We start from the raw sequence: 21,660 nt of genomic DNA, 5'->3' as shown, positions 1-21,660 counted from the left end.
TGAAGTATCAATACGGCGAATTTTGGATGCTTACTATACTGTTGCTTATTTTTTCTTCTTCGAAATGAAATACCATTTATCGGATAGCCAAGTGGTATGGCGATCTACACCTTCACCACATGGCACCAACACGCCTGTATCAGTCACCTTTGCATGTCCCTCTTTAAAAGGATAAGCAAATTTAAAGCGTGGCGAGATGACGACATTCCCCAGCGTATCGGCAAATCCTACAAGTGCGTTATCATCTACAATTCTAAACAACCCATCGGCAGGATAGTCGGGTCCGTTATCGTAATTGAAGACCTTAAAGAGAAACTCACCTTTGTTGTTAAAACATTTAATTGCGCCCGCACTATCTGCAACGAAACCAATGCGCGAAATAGTATCTGTATAAGCGAAGGGGAATGTGCAATCAACAATAGTATCGCCTTGGGCGTTTATATACCCATAAAGCCCATTCCGTTCAGCAACAAAAAGTCGGTTATCTGCATCCTTGCAGTTTGCAAATAATACCACTGCAAGAAAAGAGATGACGATACACCAGCCAGAAGTTCTCATATTGATGTTATTTAAGTTCATATAATAAAGCCATTCCGCACCCATCAAAGTACCCGTTACCTTCGCCTTCTTTCCCATCAAACAAAGCAATGTGCCCAGCAGCATCGTCCCATTCACAGTCGGAAAAGATAATAACACCTTTCTTCCCTCGAAAATCTTTTGCTGCATGCCCCTTTATTGGAGCCCTCCTATATGTTTCTTAACAAACTTTTTCATGCCTGCTACTCGATACAAGTACCATTTTTTATCTTTCCCCGAAGAGACACTCCCATCATACCGGCTTATAGGCATGCCTGAATAATTAAAAGCATACGACATTCTAATAGCACAAGCATTTTAAAAAATGTTGGCTTTGATGTTCGCTTCGACTTTACCACCAATCAACTTCCCCACTTTCGAGGATGCAAGAGACTTTACTCGTGCAAAGTTAGAGCTAAGTGTTGAATAAGATATTGCCGTCATATTAAATTACTTTTTAATCACAAAGATACTTATTATCCTCGAATACTCAAAAGAAATAGAAATAAAGCGAAAAAGAGAAGAAACAAAAAGAGGAAATGTTTTTATTGACACTTCCTCTTTAAGCGGTGCGTACGAGATTCGAACTCGTGACCTCCTGCGTGACAGGCAGGCATTCTAACCTACTGAACTAACGCACCTTTCCATGTGCGAACATTAACTTTGCGGTGCGTACGAGATTCGAACTCGTGACCTCCTGCGTGACAGGCAGGCATTCTAACCTACTGAACTAACGCACCTTGTTAAGCTACCGTTCTTAATTGCGGTGCAAAGGTAGACATAATTATTGAAACCGCAAAATGTTTATCATATTTTTTAAGTGCACATTTAAAAAATTAAAGCGGCAGAGGTTGCGTTGTTACCGCCATAGCAGCACACTTATCGTTTCCGTTTCTTCGTTTTTCTAAGAGAAAGTATTATATTTGCAAAGGCAACGACACAAACAACTGATGTCTGCAATTGCCTCTCAATGAGGAACCAAGAGTCCCAAACATAAACACCACCATTTCAACTTATACTACCGATATAATATGCCATTAACAATAAGCAAGCGACATTTCGTTTCAGTCATACTCCTGTTCGGCGTGTTTGTCCACGCCTGGTGTTTACACGCAACTCCCATCGACTTCATGGAAAGTAAGCACAATACATCGCCGTTTGCACTAACAGACGGCGAGGAAACAATGCTGCCCTACTTCACAGGAGAAACGTCCACATGCCTATACACCGTTTATTTTCTTGGTCGCACCGCCAAGGAACGAAGTTTTTGGGACGTATATAATAAGGTGGGGTTTTGGAAAGACAAAGACAATGAACGCCCACACCTATACGCCAAAAACATAGAACGACACATAACAACAGCAATAAAACAGTATAACATTTTCGCTGTCGCCATAGATAAGGGCATGATAAAAGACATCCAAAAGGGCGATTTCACACCTAACGACGATGCACTATACACTACTTTCCTATTAAAAGAAGGGAAATGGACGGTGGTGGACAGCTTTAACGTGATGCAATCTCCCACAAATACGGCGGAGTATCTTATGAAGGTGCTAGACAAAACAAACCGAAACAACGCACAATTGTTAGGAGACAGCTTGGTGTCTTCTCCAAACTTCGCCCACAACCTGTGGCACATAATGAGGAAAAAGTAAAGCGCATTTCTTTATGTTCCATCTGTTCTTATGTCGAAATGGACGTATTTATGTTAAAACACGAAAATGAACGTTTTCGTTAAGCCAAAGGCGCAAAGTCGAGTTTGCTCGAACATCGTCGTGGCGAGAAAACGCATTTTTAGAGGAACGAGAAAAGAACGATAAACTCGTTCACCTATCCACTCGTTAACTTGTCCGTTCGCCCACTCGCCAACAGGTTAACTTGTCAACAGGTTAACTTGTCAACCTGTTAACCTATCCACGCGGTTACACATCAACTGATGTAAACTATTCGGTATAAAATTTAACACTATGAGTGCCCTTTTTATCCAGCAACCGCTTATCTTGCCGCAAAAAATCGATTCTCGCGGAGGTTTGTTTCGATGCAAAAAGGGGTTAGCCTATAAACACAACAAAATGAATTTTTATTTAAAAACGCCACCATCTACACCATATTTAGGGTTATTTGCCGCTAAATGCTAGGTAAAATGGTGCAAAACGCAGTGCGTTTTGGTGCTAAATGCAGTGCGTTTTGCCGCAAAATGCAGTGCGTTTTGATGCTAAACGCAGGGTAAAATGGTGCTAAAAGCCGTGCAAAATGTTGCTGAATGAGGGACAAAAAGCATAAAAATACACTGAAATGGTATAAGCAAAACCTTCCTGAACCATTAGATATATGGCTGAAAAGGGCTAAATAGCTGTTAAAAAGCAGGTTTTTGGGGGCTAAAAGCGAGTAATTGGGCTTGAGAAATTACGAACATTCAGCCAAACTAGAAAGGCTAAATGGTGCAAAATGCAGGCTTTTTCTTAAAAACGAACATATTTGAAGGCGTGAAAGACTAGAAATAGGGACAATTTACCTACTTTATGGCCTGTATTTGCGCTAGAACAGCGCGGAATTTAGAGTGATATTGTAAAATAAAAGATAACAATTTAAGTTTTTACCTGACGTGTTTGTGAATTGGGGAGCTAATGTCTTCGGGAGTTGTTGGGCTTTCGTTAGTTTATAGGCCCGTGAGTTGACTTGTCCTGCACTCCTCTCAATTTGTAGGATATTAAAAGTCAAGGCGACTTCGATGCTTGTACACACACTACAAGCGTGTTTGTAGCCACGGTACAAATAGTTTTCACTAACACATTGGCAACAAACGGCGGTGTACAACCCGCATCCAAAAGCAAATTTTTTCGCTTATTAATTATCGGCCCTTGGGTTAAGCCAAACATGGCTAAGTGGTGAGCCTGCTCCCTTGTTAACTTGTTAACTAGTAAACTTGTCAACTGATAGACCCATTAACTTGTCAACTCGTCAACTCGTTAACTTGTTAACTTGTCAACTCGTCAACTTATCAACTTATTAACTTATTAACTCGTCAACTTGTTAACTCGTTAACTCGTTAACCAATTAACTCATTACCTACTACAAGAACAACTGCATCAAACAAGCATCCTTATACACGCCCTCTTTCACCTGCAACCACTGTTTAAGCAGAGCCGTTTGCACAAAACCTAGTTTCTCGAACAGCCGCAAACAACTTTCGTTCTCGCAATCGGCCACCAAGAACAGCTGGTGAAGGTGCAACGTTTGGCTAGCATACGCCACAAGTTTTGTCAAAGCAGCCGTGGCGTATCCTTTGTGGCGATGAGGTTTCATGACAACAATACCCACTTCGGCACGACTATGTTGGGGCGAAAAGTTCATCAAGTCTATGATGCCCACGGTTTCGCCAGCCTCATTATCAATCATCATGCGCACCTGTTTGTCGGCATAAATGTCGTTAGTATTGGTCTCTACGTATTCGTGCAAGGCAAAGCGCGAATACGGAACGTTTGTTGCACTAACGGCCCAAAGTGCTTGATTGTTCTCTATTTTATAAAGCGTGTCGAGGTCTTCGGGTTCCATCGCACGTAAGTTTACTATGGGATTGTTCATTTGATAATGTCGTTAGTGGTGATAAGCAATTGCGTTTCGGGGTTGAAAAGCCCAAGGGTGACGTTTTTTTGTGGATGTTTCGACATAATTTCGAGGATGGTTTGATAGCGGTACACACTGCTATCGTAAACCATTACGGTGGGTTGCGCAAGCGTTTCTGCGGCTGTGGCGTGGCCCAAAGGCAGCGTTTGCTCGTTGGCCACGGTGCATTCCACGCTCAATCCCTTGCGTTTGGCCATCTGCTGGATAGCCAAACACGATGTCTGCGACCCGAAAAAACGATATGCCGGCTGCTGCTTTCGCCGTGGGCGTAAGGCCAATGCGCGGCGCAAAACACGCGTCTGGATGTTTAACAAGGCCGTTAACGCCTTGAAATATATGGCCGCCTTGATGGGCAACGACACCCAAAAGCGCGTGTGCCGATAATGTTTGCGAAAGAAGATAAGCATGGCTTGATAAAACACATGCACGTAACGGAAAGACGATTTGTGGGTGCTTTCGCCTTTATAATGAAGTATTTGGCACGGCAAATACCAGTTTTCGTAACCTGCTTTGAGTATGCGGTAAGACAAGTCGATATCTTCGCCATACATGAAATAGTCTTCATCTAACAGCCCAACCTTGTCAAACGCCTCGCGTCTTACCATCATACACGCACCACTTATCACCTCGATGCGGGCAGGAGCATCCCACGGAAGGTACGAAAGGTAATACTTACCGAAACGTTTGCTCTGCGGAAAACGGGCGCAAAGTCCGCTCATTTTATAGAAAGACACCATTGGCGAGGGCAAGCCACGGCGAGATTCCATCGCCTTTTGTCCGTCGGCACCGAGCATTTGCACGCCAATACCGCCTGTTTGTGGATGTTCGTCCATAAAGTTCAGCATCGTTTGTATGGCGTTTTCGGCCACAAACGTATCGGGATTGAGCAGCAGCACATATTCGCTTTGGCTCTGTTTAATGGCCACATTGTTGGCGTAGGCAAAGCCATAGTTGTGCATGCAGGCAATGATGTTTAGCCGGGGAAACCGCTCTTGCAGGTATTCCACCGACCCATCGTGCGAATGATTGTCAACCACATACACCTCGGCATCCACACCCGCCAAAGCTTTACGAAGTGAATGCAGGCATTGCTCCACATAATACTTCACGTTATAGTTAACAATAACCACCGTAAGTTTAGGCATTTTCGGAGCTGTTGTCGGTGGTTTGCAAACTAGCTTTCTCGCGTTCGTAGCGATTACGGGTTGGCGCTACGAAGAGTAAGCAGAGAAAAAGGATAATGGCCATGTAGCCAAAGGGTACACCCATGAAGGCGTAATAGGCAAAGGTGTTGAGCAACAAAGGCAAGCCCAACAACACAAGGCGCAAAATGGCACGACAATCGTAACTCATCCTGCCTGTGTTAGAATGCCCAGGACGAACCAAACGGAACGCCACAGGGATGGCACAAAGCGAAAGCAGTTCGAGAATTGCAGTGCAAAGGAAGTCGGCCGAGCGATTGTCGGCCCACCATCCGCCTATCAACATGTCGGTTTCGAACAGCAAAGCTGCCAATAACGACAACCCGGTGCTGGTGTAAAAAATAATATTGAGCGTTTGTTGGGGTTTCATATTGTTTGAGTTTTTTAGCTCGTGAGTCTTTGAGCTTATGGGTTTTATGGGTCTTTGAGTTTATGGGGTTACGGGCTTATTAGGATGTGAGCTGGGGAAGTATTGAGTTTGTGAGAACGGAAGTTAATGTTTTTATCGTCTTCATCGCAAACTAAACGCTACGAGCTTTCAACAAGGGAGGCGCGTTCGGAGGAAGAGGAACTCATAAACTTATGAACTTAAAGACTTATAAACTAAAAAACTTACGAACTTAAAGACTCATAAGCTCACGAGCATACAAACTTACAAACTCACGAACTCAGAAACTCACAAACTCAGAAACTTAAAGTATTATGTTTCTCCTATTGATGTTCTGTTGATGATAGAGCGGCCAAGCGTCACCTCATCAGTATATTCTATCTCGTCGCCCACAGAGATGCCACGGGCAATAACGCTCGTCTTCACCTTGTAAGGGGCAATCTTTCGCGAGATATAATAGTTGGTGGTGTCGCCCTCCATCGTGCTGCTCAATGCCAATATCACTTCGTTCACCCCGCCTTTTGCCACACGTTCAACCAAGGAATTAATCTCAATGTCGTTCGGTCCCACGCCATCCATAGGCGAAATAACACCTCCCAGCACATGATATAGGCCGTTGTATTGCTGCGTATTCTCAATGGCCATCACGTCTTGGATGTTTTCCACCACACAAATGGTGGATGCATCGCGGCGCGGATTGGCACAGATGGCACACGTTTCGGTGTCGCTGATGTTGTGGCAAAGCTGACAATACTTAATGTCTTTACGCACTTTGAGGATGGAGGAGGAAAAATTCTCCACGTCCTCAACGCGTGTTTTCAGCAGATGCAGCACCAACCGAAGGGCCGTTTTGCGGCCAATGCCTGGTAGCCTACTAAATTCGGCCACCGCTTTTTCTAAGAGGGCAGAGGGATATTGTTGTTCCATTATGCGATGAATGACTGCAACTGATGCAGCCCAAGGGTTGTTCGTTGGGTGCGAAAGGGCGTGAGGCAAGGCATTCTTCGTGCGGATGCACATAGGCAAGAAAACCCATTAGGCTACTGCCTGTTGGGGTTTTACCCGCCCCAAGCCACGTTCGTTTCTACTTATACTTCTTTATCAGGTCGTCGGCCCGTGTGTCGCCCAGTTCCTTAGCCTTGTTCAATGCCGCCAGGCCTTCTGCCTTTTTGTTGTCGTTTACCAAGGCCAAGCCCTTAATGAGGTAAAGATCGGGATAATTGGGAGCAATGCGCAAGCCCAAGTCGGCCGTAACAACAGCGTCTTCTTTTTGGTTAACGCGCAACTGCAATTGGGCTAACTCGGCATAGTAGGTGGGCTCTGTGCGATTAAGCACAATGGCGTGGGCAAAGTCGTTGAGCGCCTGTTGGAACTGGCGCAACTGCACTTCGCACAGTGCACGCGTATAATAGAAGTCGTGCGAGGCACGCCCCAACATCAAGCTATCATAGCGGTTATAGTCTGCCATAGCCTTCTTGTATTGCTGCGCACCATGCAAAGCCGTACCGCGAGCCAGCACGTAAGGGGCAGAAAGATGGGCATCTTGCGCTGTTACGGCACTGTCTAGCAAGGTTAAAATCTCCTCGAAGGGTGCTTTTAGCTGTTGTTTGCACTGCGCTGCCTCGTAAAACAGTTCGCCATTGCGAAGATTGGTCTTCGTCAGAGCCATAAACTGTTCGTAAGCCTTGGCGTATTCGCCCTTGAAATAGACGATTTGTGCCTCCAAATGCTTGTACAAAGGCAACGGATTAAGGGCGTAGGCCTTGTTTGTTTCGGCCAATGCGAGGTCTAAGTTCCATTGTGGATAAGGCATGTTGGCTTGTTTTATCTCCTTTTGATAGATAAGTTTGGCCAAATTATAATGTGCCTCGTCTTTCTTGTCGGCCATACTCAAAGCTGTCTGCATGGTGGCATTGGCTTTGCCAAAGTCGTTTCGGGCGAGATAAAACTCCGCCTGCGAAACATAGCCTTCAACCGACTTAGGGAACTTATGGATAAAGTCTTCCACATAGCGCAGGTAGCGCGAGGGTGACGTTTGCCCCGTTTCGAGCATCAGCATAAGTAGGGCTTGGTCTTGCTTATCGGGCAAGGCCATACGTATGGTGGTTTGTTTTAAGATGGGTTCGTTTACCGACAGGCCCGTAGTTTTAAAGGTTTCGGCAAAGCGAACATCAACGGAATTGTAGTCGCCGCTGAGCTTGGAGTGCTGCAACAAGCCCATAACCTCGCCTTTCTCGTTGGTTACAGGACAGCCTACGTGTATACTTTCGGGCTGTCCGTCATACTGATAGAAGTAGCAATCGGTCATAAACGGCTCGGCCTTTTTCACTTTCAATGCGCTTGTTTGCGTTCTTCCTGTGGAATACTGCACAAGCCAAGCACGCGCCCCCACAGGCATTTGGGTTTTAGCGGCTGGTGCGGGCGTGGTAATGGCGTTAACCTTAAACTTACAAAGGTCGTAAACCTCGCTTGCACCATATATTACATCCACGGTGTGCTTATTGCCATTGGCATCTATCACAATGGCACTGTCGGCTCCAACAAAGGGTGCCCACGTACTCACCGCCTCGCCATTAGCTCCCACAAACACGCCCCTACCCGAGGCAAGGAGACTTCCGTCTTTCTTAAATGTGGTGAGACTGAACACCGATTTCAAAACTTTCTGCACATTAGCCGACTGTGCTTGTGCACCGAGGGCAAAGCATGTGAAGAGCAAGGATAAGAAAACTGATTTCATATATTACTGTTTCTGTATATTATTGTATGCCAAGCAGTGTCTTGGCGTTGTCTATGGCTGCGGCCGATACGTCGCTACCGCTCAACATCTTGGCTATTTCGCCAACGCGTTCGCTAGGGTTGAGCAGGCTCATGTGGCTCACCGTGCCTTGGTCGGTCTCTTCTTTCGACACCATATAATGGGTCGTACCCAGCGCGGCAATCTGCGGTAAGTGGGTAATGGCAATCACCTGCCTATCTGTTTTGCCCATATCGGCCATGATATTGGCCATCTTTTCGGCCACTCTTCCACTAACGCCTGTGTCTATTTCGTCGAAGATAATGGTGGGCAACTTAACCGCATTGCTTATCATCGCCTTCAACGAGAGCATCACACGGGCGATTTCTCCACCCGATGCCACCTGACTTACGGGCTGTAAAGCCGTGTTGGTGTTGGCACTGAAAAGGAAAGAAACCTTGTCGCAGCCGTTGGGCGACAGCTCTTTGGCACTCAACGCTATTTTGAACTGCACCTTGGGGATGCCCAATTCCATCAGCATAGACTGCAATTGCTGTTCTATCTGCTGCGCCTTTTCTTGACGAATGGCGGTTAGTTTTGCGGCTTTCTCGGTGCAAATGGCCAACATCTGCTCCTTCTTCTTGCGCATTTCTTCCAAGTCGGCGTCGCCGTTGTCGATGTGTTGCAGCTGTTGCTTTATGTCGTTGTGCATGGCGATAAGCTCGGCCACGCTATCTAGTCGGTATTTCTTTTCAAGCGAATAGATGATGTTCAACCGTTGTGTTATCTCGTCAAGGCGTTGCGGGTCGAAGTCAACGTCCTCTACCTGCGAACCCAAGTCTTGGGCAATGTCTTTCAGTTCGACATAACAGTTATCCAGTCGTTCGGCCAATTCTTTTACGTTGGGATATATTTCTTCGATATCGTGCAACTTGCCGACATAGGTATGCAAGCTGCCAAGCATGCTATTGCTTTCGCCATCGATGCCTTCAACAGCTTGATAAAGTGCCGCCTTAATGTCTTCGGCATGCGACATCATTTCTGACTCTTGCTCCAAACTTTCCTGCTGACCGTCTTCCAACTTGGCCTCTTCCAACTCGGCGTGCTGAAAACGCAGGTAGTCTTCGCGCTCTTTGTTGCCACTGATAAGCTCTTCCAGCTGCCGCAACTCTTTCTCGGCCGCCTTATATTTATCGTATGCCTCGGCATACTCGGCCAGTTGGGCGGAGTTTTGGGCGATAAGGTCGATAACGTTGAGCTGAAAATCTTCCTTATTTAGCAAAAGGTTTTGATGCTGACTATGAATGTCGATGAGACGTTCGCCCAGTTCTTTGACCAACGCTAGCGGCGCAGGGGCATCGTTAATGAACGCGCGACTCTTGCCCGAAACATTTATCTCGCGGCGAATGATGCAGTCGTTGGCGTCGTAGTCTAGGTCGTTCTGCTCGAAAAAAGGCTCTAACCCATAGTGGGCGATGTTGAAATGCGCCTCAACGGTGCACTTCTCGGCTCCGTGCTTAATGCTTTTCACGTCGGCTCGCTGCCCCATAACAAGGCCAAGCGCACCAAGTATGATGCTCTTTCCTGCTCCTGTTTCGCCTGTTATCACCGAAAAGCCCGAACGAAAGTCCATGTCTAGCTCGTCGATAAGTGCGAAATTCTTAATATATAGTTGTGTTAGCATGTCATTCTTTTATTTTTTCCCAAGCATTGTTTTGGCTTGCATTGATTTTAAACAGCAGTTCGTACACGGCTTGTTTCTCTTTTTGTGTGCCTTTTCCTTGGTAAACCTGCACCAGTTCGTCGCGCTTATAGTCGGTCCATATCTGCGGCAACATGCTCAATGGCTTGTTTTCCCTGCTACGTTTCAGTCCCTCTTCTAGTGCTGTGGTGATGTTTACGCGTCCTCGTTCTGCGTTGTTAACCATCTCGTCTAGTCCCTTTCTGTAATAATCGTACTGCAATTGGCGGAAGGGTTGCATGGCTCCATCGAGATAATCGTTGATGATGGCGAAACGATTTCGGTCGTTGTCAAACGATTTCCAACCAGCAAACGGAAGGTTTTGAGCATTATTCACAAGGGTCATGCAACGTTGAAGTACGTCTTCGCCGCCCATAGGCGCAAAGCTATCAAGGTCTAACCCGATGATGAGATAGGCATAATAGGCCAACAGAGCGGTAAGTTGGTTGGAAAGGTTGTCTTCGTTTAACTCCAATTGGTCGAACTGCGAGTAGTCGAAATTGAAGTCGTTGTCGGTATTGTTGTACAAAATAGAAGAGTAAGAGGCATTGAACACGGGGCGGTTGGCCTGTATCAAAGCTTTACACGAGAAACGATTGGCCTCGCGGTCGTATTGCTGTACGGTGATGTTGAAGTTGCAGACAATACGTTCGTTATCCCTAAACTGCAAGTGGGTCCATTGTCGGTTGTTCACAAATTGTTCGATGGCTTGTTGCAAGTTGTCGAACACCGCCGTCTCGGTGGTTTGCACCTGACTGGCGTTCACAGTGACTTTCGCTCGCAACTCTTGTGCGAACGCGCCACGGCAAACCATCAGTAAGCCCAACAAAAACGCAATCTTTATCTTCATTTGCAGATACACCTTATTATATATAGGAGTTATGGAGTTAAGGAGTTATGGAGTTAAGCCAAATGTCTTATTGCAGAGTTATACACCTTATTATATATAGGAGGAGTTATGGAGTTAAGGAGTTATGGAGTTAAGCCAAATGTATAGGTGGCGTTAGCCATTTTTTCACTCTTTCACCTTTTCACCCTTTCACCTTTAAAAGTTAAGCCAAATGTATAGGTGGCGTTAGCCATTTTTTCACCCTTTCACCTTTTCACCCTTTCACCTTTAAACGTTATGGAGTTAAGCCAAACACTTGGTGACAGAGTGGCAAAGACACTAGGCATACCACTCCCCTCTCCCCTTGGAGAGAGGTTGGGGGTGAGGCTTCTTTTTCATCTTTTCATCCTTTCGCACAAATAATCAACAATATCTTTGGCCACTTCTGCCTTCGATTTAAAGCCGAACTGCCTTTTCTCAGTAGCCGAAATAATGTTTACCTTGTTGTTGTCTGTTCCAAAACAAGTGCCCTCGTTGCGCAGAGAGTTCAGCACAATGAAGTCTAAGTTCTTGCTTTCGAGTTTCTTTTGCGCGTTCGTTTCCTCGTTATTGGTTTCCAAGGCAAACCCAACCAGCACCTGATTTTCTTTTTTCTCCCTTCCCAAAGCCGCGGCAATGTCGTGCGTAGCGGCAAGCTCTAAGGTAAGTCCATCCCCTTCGCGCTTTATCTTTTGCGCAGCAACGGCAGCAGGTTTAAAGTCGGCCACGGCTGCACACAATATTGCGGCATCGGCATTGGCAAACTCGGCGCAGCAAGCGGCGTGCATCTCGTCGGCACTTTCCACGTCGATGCGCCTAATGGCAGCAGAAGATTGCAAGCTTACAGGACCAGCGACAAGCACCACGTCGGCACCTCTTCGGCAGCATTCTTCGGCTAAGGCAAAGCCCATCTTTCCCGAAGAGTAGTTGCCGATAAAGCGAACGGGGTCTATCCTCTCGTAAGTTGGGCCGGCCGTAATCAGCACTTTCTTGCCCCTCAACGGCCCTTGGGGTGCACAAGCATGGCCGTTATCCTCGTCTTCAAAATACTTTTCAAGCGTGGCCACGATACTTTCGGGCTCTTCCATACGCCCTTTTCCTTCCAACCCACTGGCCAAAAAGCCAGCTTGCGGCTCGATAATGATGTTGCCCACCTGCCTAAGCCTGTCTATATTGGCTTGCGTTGAGGGGTGGGCATACATGTCTAAGTCCATAGCAGGCGCAACAAACACAGGCGCTTTCATCGAGAGATAGGTTGTGATAAGCATGTTATCGGCAATGCCATGAGCCATCTTGCCCAACGAACTGGCCGTGCATGGCGCAATAAGCATCGCATCGGCCCAGATACCTAGGTCGACATGCGAGTGCCATGTGCCGTCGCTCGCTGCGAAAAACTCGCTCACTACGGGTTTTCCACTTAGTGCAGAGAGCGTAACGGGCGTGATAAACTGCTTGCCTGCCTCGGTTATCACAACCTGCACTTCGGCTCCTTGCCTCACCAGCAGGCGCAAAATAAGGCAGGCTTTGTAAGCGGCAATGCTACCCGTAATGCCTAAAACAATTTTCTTTCCTTTCAACATGTGTCGCAGAAACTTTAAAAGGCGAGCAGCCGACATCAACGTCCGCCAAAGCCCTTTAACCTAATACGCGTAAGAACTTGCTTGGTGTTGTTGGTGAAATCGGCCTGTAACATCCAATTGTAATAGCCGGGATCGCGCTGCAACACCTCGTCAACGGCGCTACCTTTATACTTACCGAAGTTAAAGTATTCTTTCTTTATCACCTGTCCCTTGCTGTCCAGCATCTCGTTTCCCTTGCCATCAAGCACCGGTCGCCACACTATTCGGCCGGCGAAGTCAACATTATCGTTGTTTTTTGAAAACTCGGCAAGGTAGTCCATGTCGTTAGGCAACACCCGTTCTGGCTCTTCTTGGTTAGCCTCCGAATACTTTTCTAGTTCGCCCAACAGCACACGGTAAGTGGCTTCTGCGTCTTGGTCGGCGCGATGAGCCTCAAAATCGTCTTCCATCTTTCTACCACAATAAAACTTGTAGGCGGCGGCGAGGTTGCGTTTCTCCATTTTGTGGAAGATGGTCTGCGCATCGATGAGCCGTGCCGAAGAGAAATCGAAGTCTATTTCGGCACGCAAAAACTCCTCGGCAAGCATGGGAATGTCGAAATGGTTGGAGTTAAAGCCAGCGAAGTCGCAGCCTTTGAACACCTCGTTAAGGCGAGGTGCAAGTTCTTCGAATGTCGGAGCGTCTTCCACCAAGTCGGTTGTGATGCCCGTCAACTCGCTCACCTCGTCGGGAATAGGCCTTTGGGGATAAACCAAGAGATTCTCTCGCTCTTCCTTTCCATCGGGATAAATCTTGATATACGATATTTGTATGATGCGGTCGTTGACCAAGTCCAACCCTGTTGTCTCCAAGTCGAAGACAACGAGCGGACGGGTTAGGTTCAGTTTCATTTACACTGTTACGGAGTTAGTTTGTCAATGGCGGCGCGGCAGGGCAGCAAAAGCAAGTTGCACACCCCAACCCACCACATGGCTACGCGCTACTGGCATCAGTTATCGTTGAGCATCATGGGCATGATGAGCATCAACACCTCTTCGTTCTCAGGCTGAACAGCGGGCAAAACCAATGCGGCCTTGCTGGGATCGGCAAGTTGTACCACCACGTCGTCGCAGTCGAGGTTGTTAAGCACGTCGCCCAACACACTGCCTTTAAAGCCAATGTTCATGGGAATGCCCACGTAATCGCACACCATACTTTCTTTGGCGCTAGTGGCGAAGTCGATATCTTCAGACGAAAGTTCAATCAATCCCTGCTCTATGTGCAGGCGAATGAGCTGACTGCTCTCGCTGGCGAAAGGCAAAACGCGGCGTAGCACGCTCACCAAGCCCTTGCGGTCCAGGGTAATTTGGTTGGGATTGTCTTTCGGTATAACCGATTCGTAGTTGGGATAGTTGCCCTCTACCAATCGGCACGACAGCATTCCGTTGGGGAAATGCACTTCTGCATTGCGGTCGTCGAACTTAATTTCCACCATCGTGGCGTCTTTCGTGAGGATATTTCGCAGCAGCGACGCAGGTTTTTTAGCCAACACAAAAGAGCGTTTCACTTCTGAACGGATGGCGCTGTTCTTGTTTTTCACCAACTTATGCCCGTCGGTGGCAACGATGGCCAACCCATCTTCCTTCAAATCGAAGTAAATTCCGTTCATGATGGGGCGCAATTCGTCTTGCCCCGTGGCGAAAATCGAACGCACGATGCTGTTGAGCAGCACCGCCGACTCCATCTGTATGCTTGCCGCATCAGCAGCCAGTTCCTTGTTACGGGGATATTCTTCGGCCGACTGAGCCGTGAAGTTGTACACGCCGTTCTGGTAAGTTATCTGCACAGCCATAGTCTCCAAGTTGATGTCGAAGTGCAAAGGTTGGTCGGGCAGTTCGCGAGTTGCATCGAGAATGGTACGACTAGGCACGGTAAAGCGGCCGTTGCTGTCGCTTTCGTCCAGTTTCAACGTAGCCTTCATCGTCGTTTCGCTGTCGCTAGTGGTAAGTGTCAGCACGCCGTCAACCACTTCAAAAAGAAAGTTATTGAGAATAGGCGTAGACGGTTTCGCGCTTAGCGTCTTGGCCAAGTTTTGCAATTTGCTACTTAATGCCGAACTTGAGATTGAAAATTTCATCAGTATTTATCGTTATTTTAATTATGGCACGGTTACACTCCACCGCACAAGACAATGTAAAATTGCCCTGCACGATATGAAGTTTATAAGCACAAAAATACTAAAATCGCGCTTATTAGCAAAAAAAAAGATTGAAAAGTTTAGTTTTCAGAACTAAATTATTATCTTCGCACTACAAAAACGGGCTATCGGTCCCCGTTTCGTGAGAAAGCAACTAATATTATCACATTAAACATATAAGGACATATACAATGGACATACAAGGTAAAGTCATTGCTGTACTCCCCGAAAAGACGGGAGTTTCTGCCAAAGGAGAATGGAAGGTGCAAGAATACGTCATTGAAACACACGAGGCTTATCCCCACAAAATGGTTTTCTCGGTGTTTGGTGCCGATAGAATTGCGCGTTTCAACGTGCAAGTGGGACAAGAAGTGATGGTGTCGTTCGACATCGATGCTCACGAATATCAAGGACGCTGGTTTAACAGCATCCGCGCCTACGACGTTCGCCTGGTAGACCCTGCACAATTCGGTGTTCCTGCCGCCGCGCCACAAGCCACACAAGCAGCACCAGCGGGCTTCCCGCCACAACAAACCGCAAGTGCAGCTCCTGCTGGTTTCCCACCAGCGCAAGACGCGCCCGCAGAAGACAGTTCGGACGACCTGCCGTTCTAACGAACGCGCTACACGAAATAGCCAAACACGCCCTCACGCAGTTGCAAACGACGTGGGGGCGTTCGTACTTTTAGGGCTTATGAATGTTTTTAAGTTCATAAGTTCATGAGTTTTTAAGTTTATGAGCTTTTGGGCTTTTGAGTTTTTAAGCTTATGGGCCTTTGAGTTTATGAGTTCATGAGCCTCTAAGTCTTTAAGTTTATGAATTTCTGAGTTTCTAAGTATCTGAATTCGTACGCAACCAGCAAACTAACAATTCCTCGAAACAATAAGCGCAAGGACAGTTTAAAGACAGAGAAACAGCAAGATTAGAAACCCAGAAGTTCACAATATCTAAGCTAACGTCCATAACCCCCCACAACCTCAAAATTCAAAGACATGAACTACATCCACTGGAATCCGCCTACGGACATTATCAACCTAGGCTTTTTTGCCATACGATGGTATGGTATGCTTTGGGGCATCGGCCTTATCGGTGCCACCTATATCGTGGCGCGCCTCTTCAAAGAATACAAAATAGCCGACTCCAAGTTTGCATCACTCTTTGTTTATGTTTTCTTCGGGGTGCTATTGGGGGCACGTTTGGGACATTGCCTGTTTTACGAACCTAGCTATTTCTTCGGAAGTTTCAAACATTTTGTTGAGATGTTCCTCCCTATTCGCTTTCTTTCCGACGGCGGATGGCGGTACACAGGCTACGCAGGACTAGCCTCTCACGGCGGTGTTATAGGACTTCTCATTGCATTGTACCTGTATTGCCGACAAATGAAGATGAAATACCTGTTTGTGTTAGACAGCATTGGCTTTGCCGCCCCATTCACAGCAATGGCCATTAGGCTTGGAAACCTAATGAATTCAGAGATTATCGGCAAAGCAACAGACGTGCCTTGGGCTTTTGTTTTCACTCGTGTAGACCCACTTCCACGCCATCCTGCACAGCTATACGAGGCCGTTTTCTATGCCATCGTGTTTTGTTTAGGCGTGTTGCTCTACAAAATGCGCAAAGAGAAAACAACCATCGGCTCTGGCTTTTTCTTTGGCTACTGCCTAACACTTGTATTTACTTTCCGTTTCTTTGTTGAGTTTATCAAAGAGGTACAGGTAGATTTCGAGCATCATTTAGTGCTCGACATGGGCCAAATCCTATCCTTACCACTCGTTGCTATCGGCTTATATTTTATGTGGAATGCACAACACAAGCTTGCAAACAAACACAAATAAGCCATTGATTTATCTCCAAAAGTACAGCAAACATAGCCTACCCATACTAAAAACATCCGTTGGCAACCCTTTGAAAAGTCTATTGCGACGGGTTTAGTGCTATCGGGTTAGATTTCTCATGGCTATCCTCTCGTTGTGACTCACGAAAGCCCAACAAGACCCGAAACCCATACGGAGGTCACAATGGTAGCCGACACCTTTAAACCGGCAGCTCGTGTCGTATCTAAAACAGCCAAGCTTTCAAAATTGTTACAGCTAGACTTTCCCGTCCTTTTGTTCAAATGCTTGCGCGCCAACGGTTGTTCTGTTTTTCAGTAAAGCGCAGTTTGGTTCGCCTTTCTTCGCTTGAATAGGGCGATTTACGTTAAAACATTTGGTAAAGACCGCAAAAATACATAACTTTGCAAAGAATTTTTAACGCTAGAAATACAATAACTAAAAAGTAGAGCCTATCGACAGAACTGTACTCCATATCAAAACCATTAGAAAATGATTAAGATTAGCGAAATGACCGACGAAGAATTGGCCATGTCTTACGTCAATGGGAACAACAAAGCTTTCGACTTGTTGCTTGAACGCAACCAATCGAGGCTGTTTTCTTATATCTTGTTCATTGTACACGACAGGAGTATGGCGGAGGATTTGTTCCAAGAAACGTTCGTTAAAATCATCTCCAAACTTCACGAAGGCAAGTACAGTTCTAGCGGAAAGTTCGTTTCCTGGATGCTGCGCATTGCGCATAATGCGGTGATGGACTGGTACAGGCGTCAGAAGAACGAGAAGACGATGGAGGTGTACAATGAAAACGACCTCTATGGCGATTCGACTAGCGTTCTCGACGCGAATATCGAAAACCACTTTGTAAAAGAACAGGTGTTGCGTGATGTGCAACGCATGATGAACCTTTTGCCAATCACTCAGCGAGAGGTTGTATTTATGCGTTTCTACCAAAATCTGTCGTTCAAAGAGATAGCCGAACTCACCAATGTGAGCATCAATACGGCCTTGGGCCGCATGCGCTATGCGGTGATGAACATGCGCCGAATGGCAGCCGCCAACGGTGTTGCACTGCAATTAGATTAGAAAAACAAGCTGTGACAAGCGCGTTTGTGGCTGCCTTTTGCAGCAAGCACGTGCGCCAATGCCCATCACATAAAAATGTTAGGCGGCAAAGAACATGCGCCCTGCATCGTTTGAAAGCCTTGAAAATCCCCTGTTGATAAGGGTGATTTTCTCAATGCGATGGCGTTTTTCCCAACACAATAAAGGTTCCGTTTCGAATTGTTCGAAACGGAACCTTTATCATTTAGCGTTTAGCACAACGCTTTTCCCATCAGTTACCCTTGCCAAAGAGCCACTTTGCCCCTTGCCAGCGATGTTTGCACATCAATAAGACGCTGGTTGGAGCTGCCACGAAAGCGCAATCCCACATCGCGGAGTGAGCGAACAAATGGTCCGTCTACAAGCACATCAAGCTGTTCGAGCAAAGCACGCCTGCCTTTGTCTTTAAGTAAGGCCTCGAAAGTAAAGCCCGTGTAGCACCAAATGTCTTTCTTCGTCTGTCGTTTTATCTCTTTGGCCAATGCCGTAAACGCCTCTGCTTGCAGCATTGGGTCGCCGCCGCTGAACGTAACATTGGCAAACGGGTCGGCCTTAATCACCTGCATGATGCGCCCGATGTTCATTTCTTCGCCGCCATCCCTGTTCCACGATTGTGGGTTGTGGCAGCCTTCGCACGCGTGAGTGCACCCTGCACAATATATGCAGGTTCTAAATCCGGGGCCGTCTACGGTGGTGTCTTCAATAATAGACAGCACGCGCAATGTATATTTGTTGTCAGCCATCATCGTGTTGTGCTTATATGTATCCTATTTCGAAAGCGACGCACCCTATCATGCGCCACTTCGATGTTTGTTTGTAATGCGTGTTCTGCCTTGCAAACTGCTGCCACGCTCGTTTTATTGCGTGCCTCATTCCGTTTCGTGTATCACCCTGTCTTTCAACTCGGCCAACTTACCGCTGTTCCACCTGTCTGTTGTTCCAACAAGATAACCCGTAATGCGTTGCAACCTGTCTAAGTGCTTGCTGCCGCATTGCGGACAAACCTCCAAGTTGGCCTCAGCATTTTCAAATCCGCAGTCCAAACAACGGTTGCGGTTATGGTTAACGCTGCCATAGCCCATGTTGTAGTGGTCCATCATGTCTACCACGTTCATGATGGCTTGCGGATTGTGTGTGGCATCGCCGTCCATCTCTACATAAAAGATGTGTCCAGCCCTCGTCATCTCGTGGTAAGGTGCCTCCACCTCGGCCTTATGGCGTGCGCTACATTTGTAATATACCGGCACGTGGTTCGAGTTGGTGTAATAGTCGCGGTCGGTAATGCCTTCCAATACGCCAAACTTCTTGCGGTCTATCTTGGTAAACTTGCCCGATAAACCTTCGGCAGGCGTTGCCAGCAAGCTGAAATTGTGGTGATACTTCTCCGAAAACTCGTTGCAACGGCACCGCATGTAGTCTACAATGCGCAACCCCAGCTGCTGTGCCTCGTCACTTTCGCCGTGATGCACGCCAAGTAAGGCTTTAAGGCATTCTGCCAAACCGATAAAGCCGATGCTTAAAGTGCCTTGGTTGATAACCTTTTCTATGGTGTCGTCGGGCGAAAGATTTTCTGCGCCTGTCCAAAGGCTACGCATCAGCAAGGGGAATTGCTTGGCCATAGCCGTCTTTTGGAAGTCGTAGCGTTCGTTAAGCTGCCTTGCGGCCACGTCGAGCATGTTGTCTAGCTTGGCAAAGAAACTGTTTATGCGCGCATCCTTGTCGGCAATGTCCATACACTCGATGGCCAACCGCACAATGTTGATGGTAGAGAACGACAGGTTGCCTCTTCCCACCGAGGTCTTCATGCCGTACTTGTTCTCAAAAACGCGTGTTCGGCAGCCCATCGTAGCCACTTCGTGCATGTAACGCTTAGGGTCGTCGGCCTTCCATGCCTCGCTTTGGTTGAAGGTGGCGTCTAAGTTGAGGAAGTTAGGGAAGAAACGTCGTGCCGTAACCTTGCATGCTAGGCAATAAAGGTCGTAGTTTGGGTCTGTGGGCAGATAGTTCACGCCGCGCTTTTTCTTCCATATCTGTATGGGGAAGATGGCTGTTTCGCCGTTTCCAACGCCGTCGTAGGTGCTGTTCAGCAATTCGCGGATAACGCAACGGCCCTCTGCCGAAGTGTCGGTGCCATAGTTAATCGACGAGAATACCACTTGATTTCCACCGCGCGAGTGGATGGTGTTCATGTTATGAATGAAGGCCTCCATAGCTTGGTGCACACGAGCCACGGTCTTATTGATAGCATGTTGCACGATGCGCGCCTCGCCTTCAAGCCCGTCGAGCGGCTTTTTCAGATAGTCGTTTATCTCCTTATTATATATATGGGCATAGTTTTCGCCCGTAAGCTCCTCCAAGGCCTTGACCTCTTCTACGAAACTGGCACGAACGTAAGGGGCGAGATAAAAGTCGAAAGCGGGTATTGCCTGTCCGCCGTGCATCTCGTTTTGTGCCGTTTCCAGCGAGATGCAAGCCAACACACTGGCCGTTTCGATACGCTTGGCCGCACGCGATGAGCCGTGTCCGGCCGAGAATCCTCGTTCCAAGATGTGATCTAGCGGGTGCTGACAGCAGGTAAGCGACTTTGTTGGGTAATAGTCCTTATCATGTATGTGCAGGCGATTTTGGCGTACGGCCTCCCTGCTTTCTTCGCTCAACAGGTAGTCGTCAACGAACGGCTTAGTGGTTTCGCTCGAAAACTTCATCATCATTCCGGCCGGCGTATCGGCGTTCATGTTGGCGTTTTCGCGCGTAATGTCGTTGTTTTTCACGTTGATAATCTCCAAAAACACGTCGCGCGTTTTGGCCTTTCTTGCCACGCTGCGTTGGTTTCGATAAGAAATGTAAGCCCTAGCCACATCTTTTCGGCTACTCTTCATCAGTTCCATCTCCACTTGGTTTTGGATGTCTTCCACCGTCATTTGCGGTTTTCCCACAAATCCGATGCGGTCTGCTATCTGCTGAACCAATCTTTCGTCTTCGCCTTTGTCGGTGTGGAGCATCGCTTTGCGTACGGCGGCCATTATCTTTTGCTCGTTAAAGCCCACGATGCGTCCGTCTCTCTTTACAACTGTCTGTATCATTCTCGTGAGGGTGTATTATTAGGTTCGTTATTTTGTTGTTGAATTATTACTGCAAAGATACTTTAAATATCAATAGGTTGTTCGTTTTGGATAACTTTTAACGCGTTAATATTTGTCAAACGATTGACTATCAGTGTTTTATATTTTTGTTTTGGAAACTTGTTGTGTTTTGTTGTGGTTTTAGTTTCTTGTTTTGAATAACTTTATCTTCTTTTCTTCGTAAATATTAGTCCGTTTTATTGGATTGTGTAAGCCCATTGATAGATAGCTGTTTACAGCGTTGTTGGTATGGCAACTTGTCAACTGATGATGGTGAAATATGGCTGCGACTATTACTTTGTTTGCCCGACTGCTTGTTACTTCATCAACCTTGTCAACTGCCCATCTACCTCATATCACCTTGTCAACCCATCAGTTTTTGTCTACTTTTTAGTAAGATTTTTAACATTATGACTGCCTTTTTGTCCGCCAACCTAACATCCGACCGCAAAAAATCAATTCTCGCGAAGGTTGGTTTTGATGCAAATGGGGGTAGTTTGTGAATGCGGTAAAATGAATTTTTATTTAAAAGAACAGCCATTTGCACCATATTTTGGGCGATTTGCTGCTAAATTCAGTGCAATATGCTGCTAAATACACTGCGTTTTGGTGCTAAATACACTGCGTTTTGGTGCTAAATGCGGTGCGTTTTGGTGCTAAACGCAAGGCATTTTGGTGCAAAACGCAGGGTAAAATGCCGCTAAACG

The 21,660-nt window shown here is 46.8% G+C and carries 17 protein-coding genes, 2 tRNA genes and 1 pseudogene; 4 read left to right on the top strand and 16 right to left on the bottom strand.

The features are described 5' to 3' along the window. Window positions 1-45 precede the first annotated feature (45 nt). The 4 genes and pseudogenes from HMPREF2955_RS07190 to HMPREF2955_RS07180 all read right to left on the bottom strand — a co-directional run bounded on the left by HMPREF2955_RS07190 (window position 46) and on the right by HMPREF2955_RS07180 (window position 1,316). A complete protein-coding gene (locus tag HMPREF2955_RS07190; protein ID WP_371326383.1) occupies window positions 46-558 on the bottom strand; it encodes a WG repeat-containing protein in 513 nt (170 codons plus the stop codon). Window positions 559-565: 7 nt separating this feature from the next. Further along, a pseudogene (locus tag HMPREF2955_RS17150) lies at window positions 566-849 on the bottom strand (T6SS effector amidase Tae4 family protein). A 294-nt stretch (window positions 850-1,143) separates the two neighbouring features. Continuing rightward, window positions 1,144-1,217: transfer RNA gene (locus HMPREF2955_RS07185), tRNA-Asp, on the bottom strand. Between the two features lie 25 nt (window positions 1,218-1,242). Then, window positions 1,243-1,316, bottom strand: a tRNA-Asp gene (locus HMPREF2955_RS07180). Between the two features lie 390 nt (window positions 1,317-1,706). Here HMPREF2955_RS07180 and HMPREF2955_RS07175 point away from each other — a divergent pair. Then, on the top strand, window positions 1,707-2,234 hold the full coding sequence (locus HMPREF2955_RS07175; protein ID WP_070722212.1) for a hypothetical protein: 528 nt from the start codon (window positions 1,707-1,709) through the stop codon (window positions 2,232-2,234). A gap of 1,417 nt (window positions 2,235-3,651) precedes the next feature. On the opposite strand, the gene HMPREF2955_RS07170 is transcribed toward HMPREF2955_RS07175, so the two are convergent. The 10 genes from HMPREF2955_RS07170 to dnaN all read right to left on the bottom strand — a co-directional run bounded on the left by HMPREF2955_RS07170 (window position 3,652) and on the right by dnaN (window position 14,835). Next, window positions 3,652-4,164 carry a GNAT family N-acetyltransferase gene (locus HMPREF2955_RS07170; protein ID WP_009230181.1) on the bottom strand — a complete coding sequence of 171 codons (513 nt, stop codon included), beginning with the start codon at window positions 4,162-4,164 and terminating at the stop codon, window positions 3,652-3,654. Then, a complete protein-coding gene (locus tag HMPREF2955_RS07165; protein ID WP_070722210.1) occupies window positions 4,161-5,351 on the bottom strand; it encodes a glycosyltransferase family 2 protein in 1,191 nt (396 codons plus the stop codon). Before HMPREF2955_RS07165 ends, HMPREF2955_RS07170 begins: the two co-directional genes overlap by 4 nt. Next, complete coding sequence (locus HMPREF2955_RS07160) at window positions 5,344-5,778, bottom strand: hypothetical protein (protein WP_070722208.1); 435 nt, start codon at window positions 5,776-5,778, stop codon at window positions 5,344-5,346. The genes HMPREF2955_RS07165 and HMPREF2955_RS07160 overlap by 8 nt, the downstream gene beginning before the upstream one ends. A 330-nt stretch (window positions 5,779-6,108) precedes the next feature. Further along, the gene (gene recR, locus HMPREF2955_RS07155) at window positions 6,109-6,723 is read right to left on the bottom strand and encodes a recombination mediator RecR (RefSeq protein WP_070722206.1); all 615 of its coding nucleotides are present in this window, start codon (window positions 6,721-6,723) and stop codon (window positions 6,109-6,111) included. 157 nt (window positions 6,724-6,880) lie between these two features. Beyond that, window positions 6,881-8,533, bottom strand: coding sequence for a trypsin-like peptidase domain-containing protein (locus HMPREF2955_RS07150; RefSeq protein ID WP_070722204.1), 1,653 nt, complete (start codon window positions 8,531-8,533; stop codon window positions 6,881-6,883). A 19-nt stretch (window positions 8,534-8,552) separates the two neighbouring features. Further along, complete coding sequence (recN, locus tag HMPREF2955_RS07145; RefSeq protein WP_070722202.1) at window positions 8,553-10,214, bottom strand: DNA repair protein RecN; 1,662 nt, start codon at window positions 10,212-10,214, stop codon at window positions 8,553-8,555. A gap of 1 nt (window position 10,215) precedes the next feature. After that, window positions 10,216-11,121: a type IX secretion system protein PorD gene (locus tag HMPREF2955_RS07140; RefSeq protein ID WP_070722201.1), complete on the bottom strand. Its 906-nt coding sequence runs from the start codon at window positions 11,119-11,121 to the stop codon at window positions 10,216-10,218. Window positions 11,122-11,495: 374 nt separating this feature from the next. Then, window positions 11,496-12,719: a bifunctional phosphopantothenoylcysteine decarboxylase/phosphopantothenate--cysteine ligase CoaBC gene (coaBC, locus tag HMPREF2955_RS07135; protein ID WP_070722231.1), complete on the bottom strand. Its 1,224-nt coding sequence runs from the start codon at window positions 12,717-12,719 to the stop codon at window positions 11,496-11,498. A 35-nt stretch (window positions 12,720-12,754) separates the two neighbouring features. Beyond that, complete coding sequence (locus HMPREF2955_RS07130; protein ID WP_019186992.1) at window positions 12,755-13,609, bottom strand: 3'-5' exonuclease; 855 nt, start codon at window positions 13,607-13,609, stop codon at window positions 12,755-12,757. Window positions 13,610-13,707: 98 nt separating this feature from the next. After that, window positions 13,708-14,835 (bottom strand): DNA polymerase III subunit beta, encoded by a 1,128-nt coding sequence (gene dnaN, locus HMPREF2955_RS07125; protein ID WP_070722199.1) that lies wholly within the window; start codon window positions 14,833-14,835, stop codon window positions 13,708-13,710. Between the two features lie 251 nt (window positions 14,836-15,086). Here dnaN and HMPREF2955_RS07120 point away from each other — a divergent pair, with 251 nt between their 5' ends. The 3 genes from HMPREF2955_RS07120 to HMPREF2955_RS07110 all read left to right on the top strand — a co-directional run bounded on the left by HMPREF2955_RS07120 (window position 15,087) and on the right by HMPREF2955_RS07110 (window position 17,813). Continuing rightward, window positions 15,087-15,509 carry a DUF3127 domain-containing protein gene (locus tag HMPREF2955_RS07120; protein ID WP_070722197.1) on the top strand — a complete coding sequence of 141 codons (423 nt, stop codon included), beginning with the start codon at window positions 15,087-15,089 and terminating at the stop codon, window positions 15,507-15,509. A gap of 378 nt (window positions 15,510-15,887) precedes the next feature. Then, on the top strand, window positions 15,888-16,730 hold the full coding sequence (lgt, locus tag HMPREF2955_RS07115; RefSeq protein ID WP_070722196.1) for a prolipoprotein diacylglyceryl transferase: 843 nt from the start codon (window positions 15,888-15,890) through the stop codon (window positions 16,728-16,730). Between the two features lie 489 nt (window positions 16,731-17,219). Further along, window positions 17,220-17,813 (top strand): RNA polymerase sigma factor, encoded by a 594-nt coding sequence (locus HMPREF2955_RS07110; protein WP_009230169.1) that lies wholly within the window; start codon window positions 17,220-17,222, stop codon window positions 17,811-17,813. A gap of 254 nt (window positions 17,814-18,067) precedes the next feature. Here HMPREF2955_RS07110 and nrdG read toward each other — a convergent pair whose 3' ends face one another. Together nrdG and HMPREF2955_RS07100 are read right to left on the bottom strand one after the other, a co-directional pair. Beyond that, the gene (nrdG, locus tag HMPREF2955_RS07105; RefSeq protein ID WP_070722228.1) at window positions 18,068-18,574 is read right to left on the bottom strand and encodes an anaerobic ribonucleoside-triphosphate reductase activating protein; all 507 of its coding nucleotides are present in this window, start codon (window positions 18,572-18,574) and stop codon (window positions 18,068-18,070) included. A gap of 126 nt (window positions 18,575-18,700) precedes the next feature. Then, a complete protein-coding gene (locus HMPREF2955_RS07100; protein ID WP_070722194.1) occupies window positions 18,701-20,914 on the bottom strand; it encodes an anaerobic ribonucleoside triphosphate reductase in 2,214 nt (737 codons plus the stop codon). Window positions 20,915-21,660: the final 746 nt, after the last annotated feature.

It is taken from the genome of Prevotella sp. HMSC073D09 (assembly GCF_001814145.1).
In the GTDB taxonomy this organism is placed as follows: Bacteria; Bacteroidota; Bacteroidia; order Bacteroidales; family Bacteroidaceae; genus Prevotella; species Prevotella conceptionensis.
This window is presented reverse-complemented; position numbering and strand designations above follow the sequence as displayed.

What these genes read in the sequence shown, in the direction of transcription:
- HMPREF2955_RS07170 (WP_009230181.1), bottom strand. Translation starts at nt 4,164, where the DNA reads ATGAACAATCCCATAGTAAACTTACGTGCGATGGAACCCGAAGACCTC.
- HMPREF2955_RS07120 (WP_070722197.1), top strand. Translation starts at nt 15,087, where the DNA reads ATGGACATACAAGGTAAAGTCATTGCTGTACTCCCCGAAAAGACGGGA.
- HMPREF2955_RS07160 (WP_070722208.1), bottom strand. Translation starts at nt 5,778, where the DNA reads ATGAAACCCCAACAAACGCTCAATATTATTTTTTACACCAGCACCGGG.
- dnaN (WP_070722199.1), bottom strand. Translation starts at nt 14,835, where the DNA reads ATGAAATTTTCAATCTCAAGTTCGGCATTAAGTAGCAAATTGCAAAAC.
- lgt (WP_070722196.1), top strand. Translation starts at nt 15,888, where the DNA reads ATGAACTACATCCACTGGAATCCGCCTACGGACATTATCAACCTAGGC.
- nrdG (WP_070722228.1), bottom strand. Translation starts at nt 18,574, where the DNA reads ATGGCTGACAACAAATATACATTGCGCGTGCTGTCTATTATTGAAGAC.
- HMPREF2955_RS07150 (WP_070722204.1), bottom strand. Translation starts at nt 8,533, where the DNA reads ATGAAATCAGTTTTCTTATCCTTGCTCTTCACATGCTTTGCCCTCGGT.
- HMPREF2955_RS07190 (WP_371326383.1), bottom strand. Translation starts at nt 558, where the DNA reads ATGAGAACTTCTGGCTGGTGTATCGTCATCTCTTTTCTTGCAGTGGTA.
- coaBC (WP_070722231.1), bottom strand. Translation starts at nt 12,719, where the DNA reads ATGTTGAAAGGAAAGAAAATTGTTTTAGGCATTACGGGTAGCATTGCC.
- recR (WP_070722206.1), bottom strand. Translation starts at nt 6,723, where the DNA reads ATGGAACAACAATATCCCTCTGCCCTCTTAGAAAAAGCGGTGGCCGAA.
- HMPREF2955_RS07165 (WP_070722210.1), bottom strand. Translation starts at nt 5,351, where the DNA reads ATGCCTAAACTTACGGTGGTTATTGTTAACTATAACGTGAAGTATTAT.
- HMPREF2955_RS07130 (WP_019186992.1), bottom strand. Translation starts at nt 13,609, where the DNA reads ATGAAACTGAACCTAACCCGTCCGCTCGTTGTCTTCGACTTGGAGACA.
- HMPREF2955_RS07140 (WP_070722201.1), bottom strand. Translation starts at nt 11,121, where the DNA reads ATGAAGATAAAGATTGCGTTTTTGTTGGGCTTACTGATGGTTTGCCGT.
- HMPREF2955_RS07110 (WP_009230169.1), top strand. Translation starts at nt 17,220, where the DNA reads ATGATTAAGATTAGCGAAATGACCGACGAAGAATTGGCCATGTCTTAC.
- recN (WP_070722202.1), bottom strand. Translation starts at nt 10,214, where the DNA reads ATGCTAACACAACTATATATTAAGAATTTCGCACTTATCGACGAGCTA.
- HMPREF2955_RS07175 (WP_070722212.1), top strand. Translation starts at nt 1,707, where the DNA reads ATGGAAAGTAAGCACAATACATCGCCGTTTGCACTAACAGACGGCGAG.
- HMPREF2955_RS07100 (WP_070722194.1), bottom strand. Translation starts at nt 20,914, where the DNA reads ATGATACAGACAGTTGTAAAGAGAGACGGACGCATCGTGGGCTTTAAC.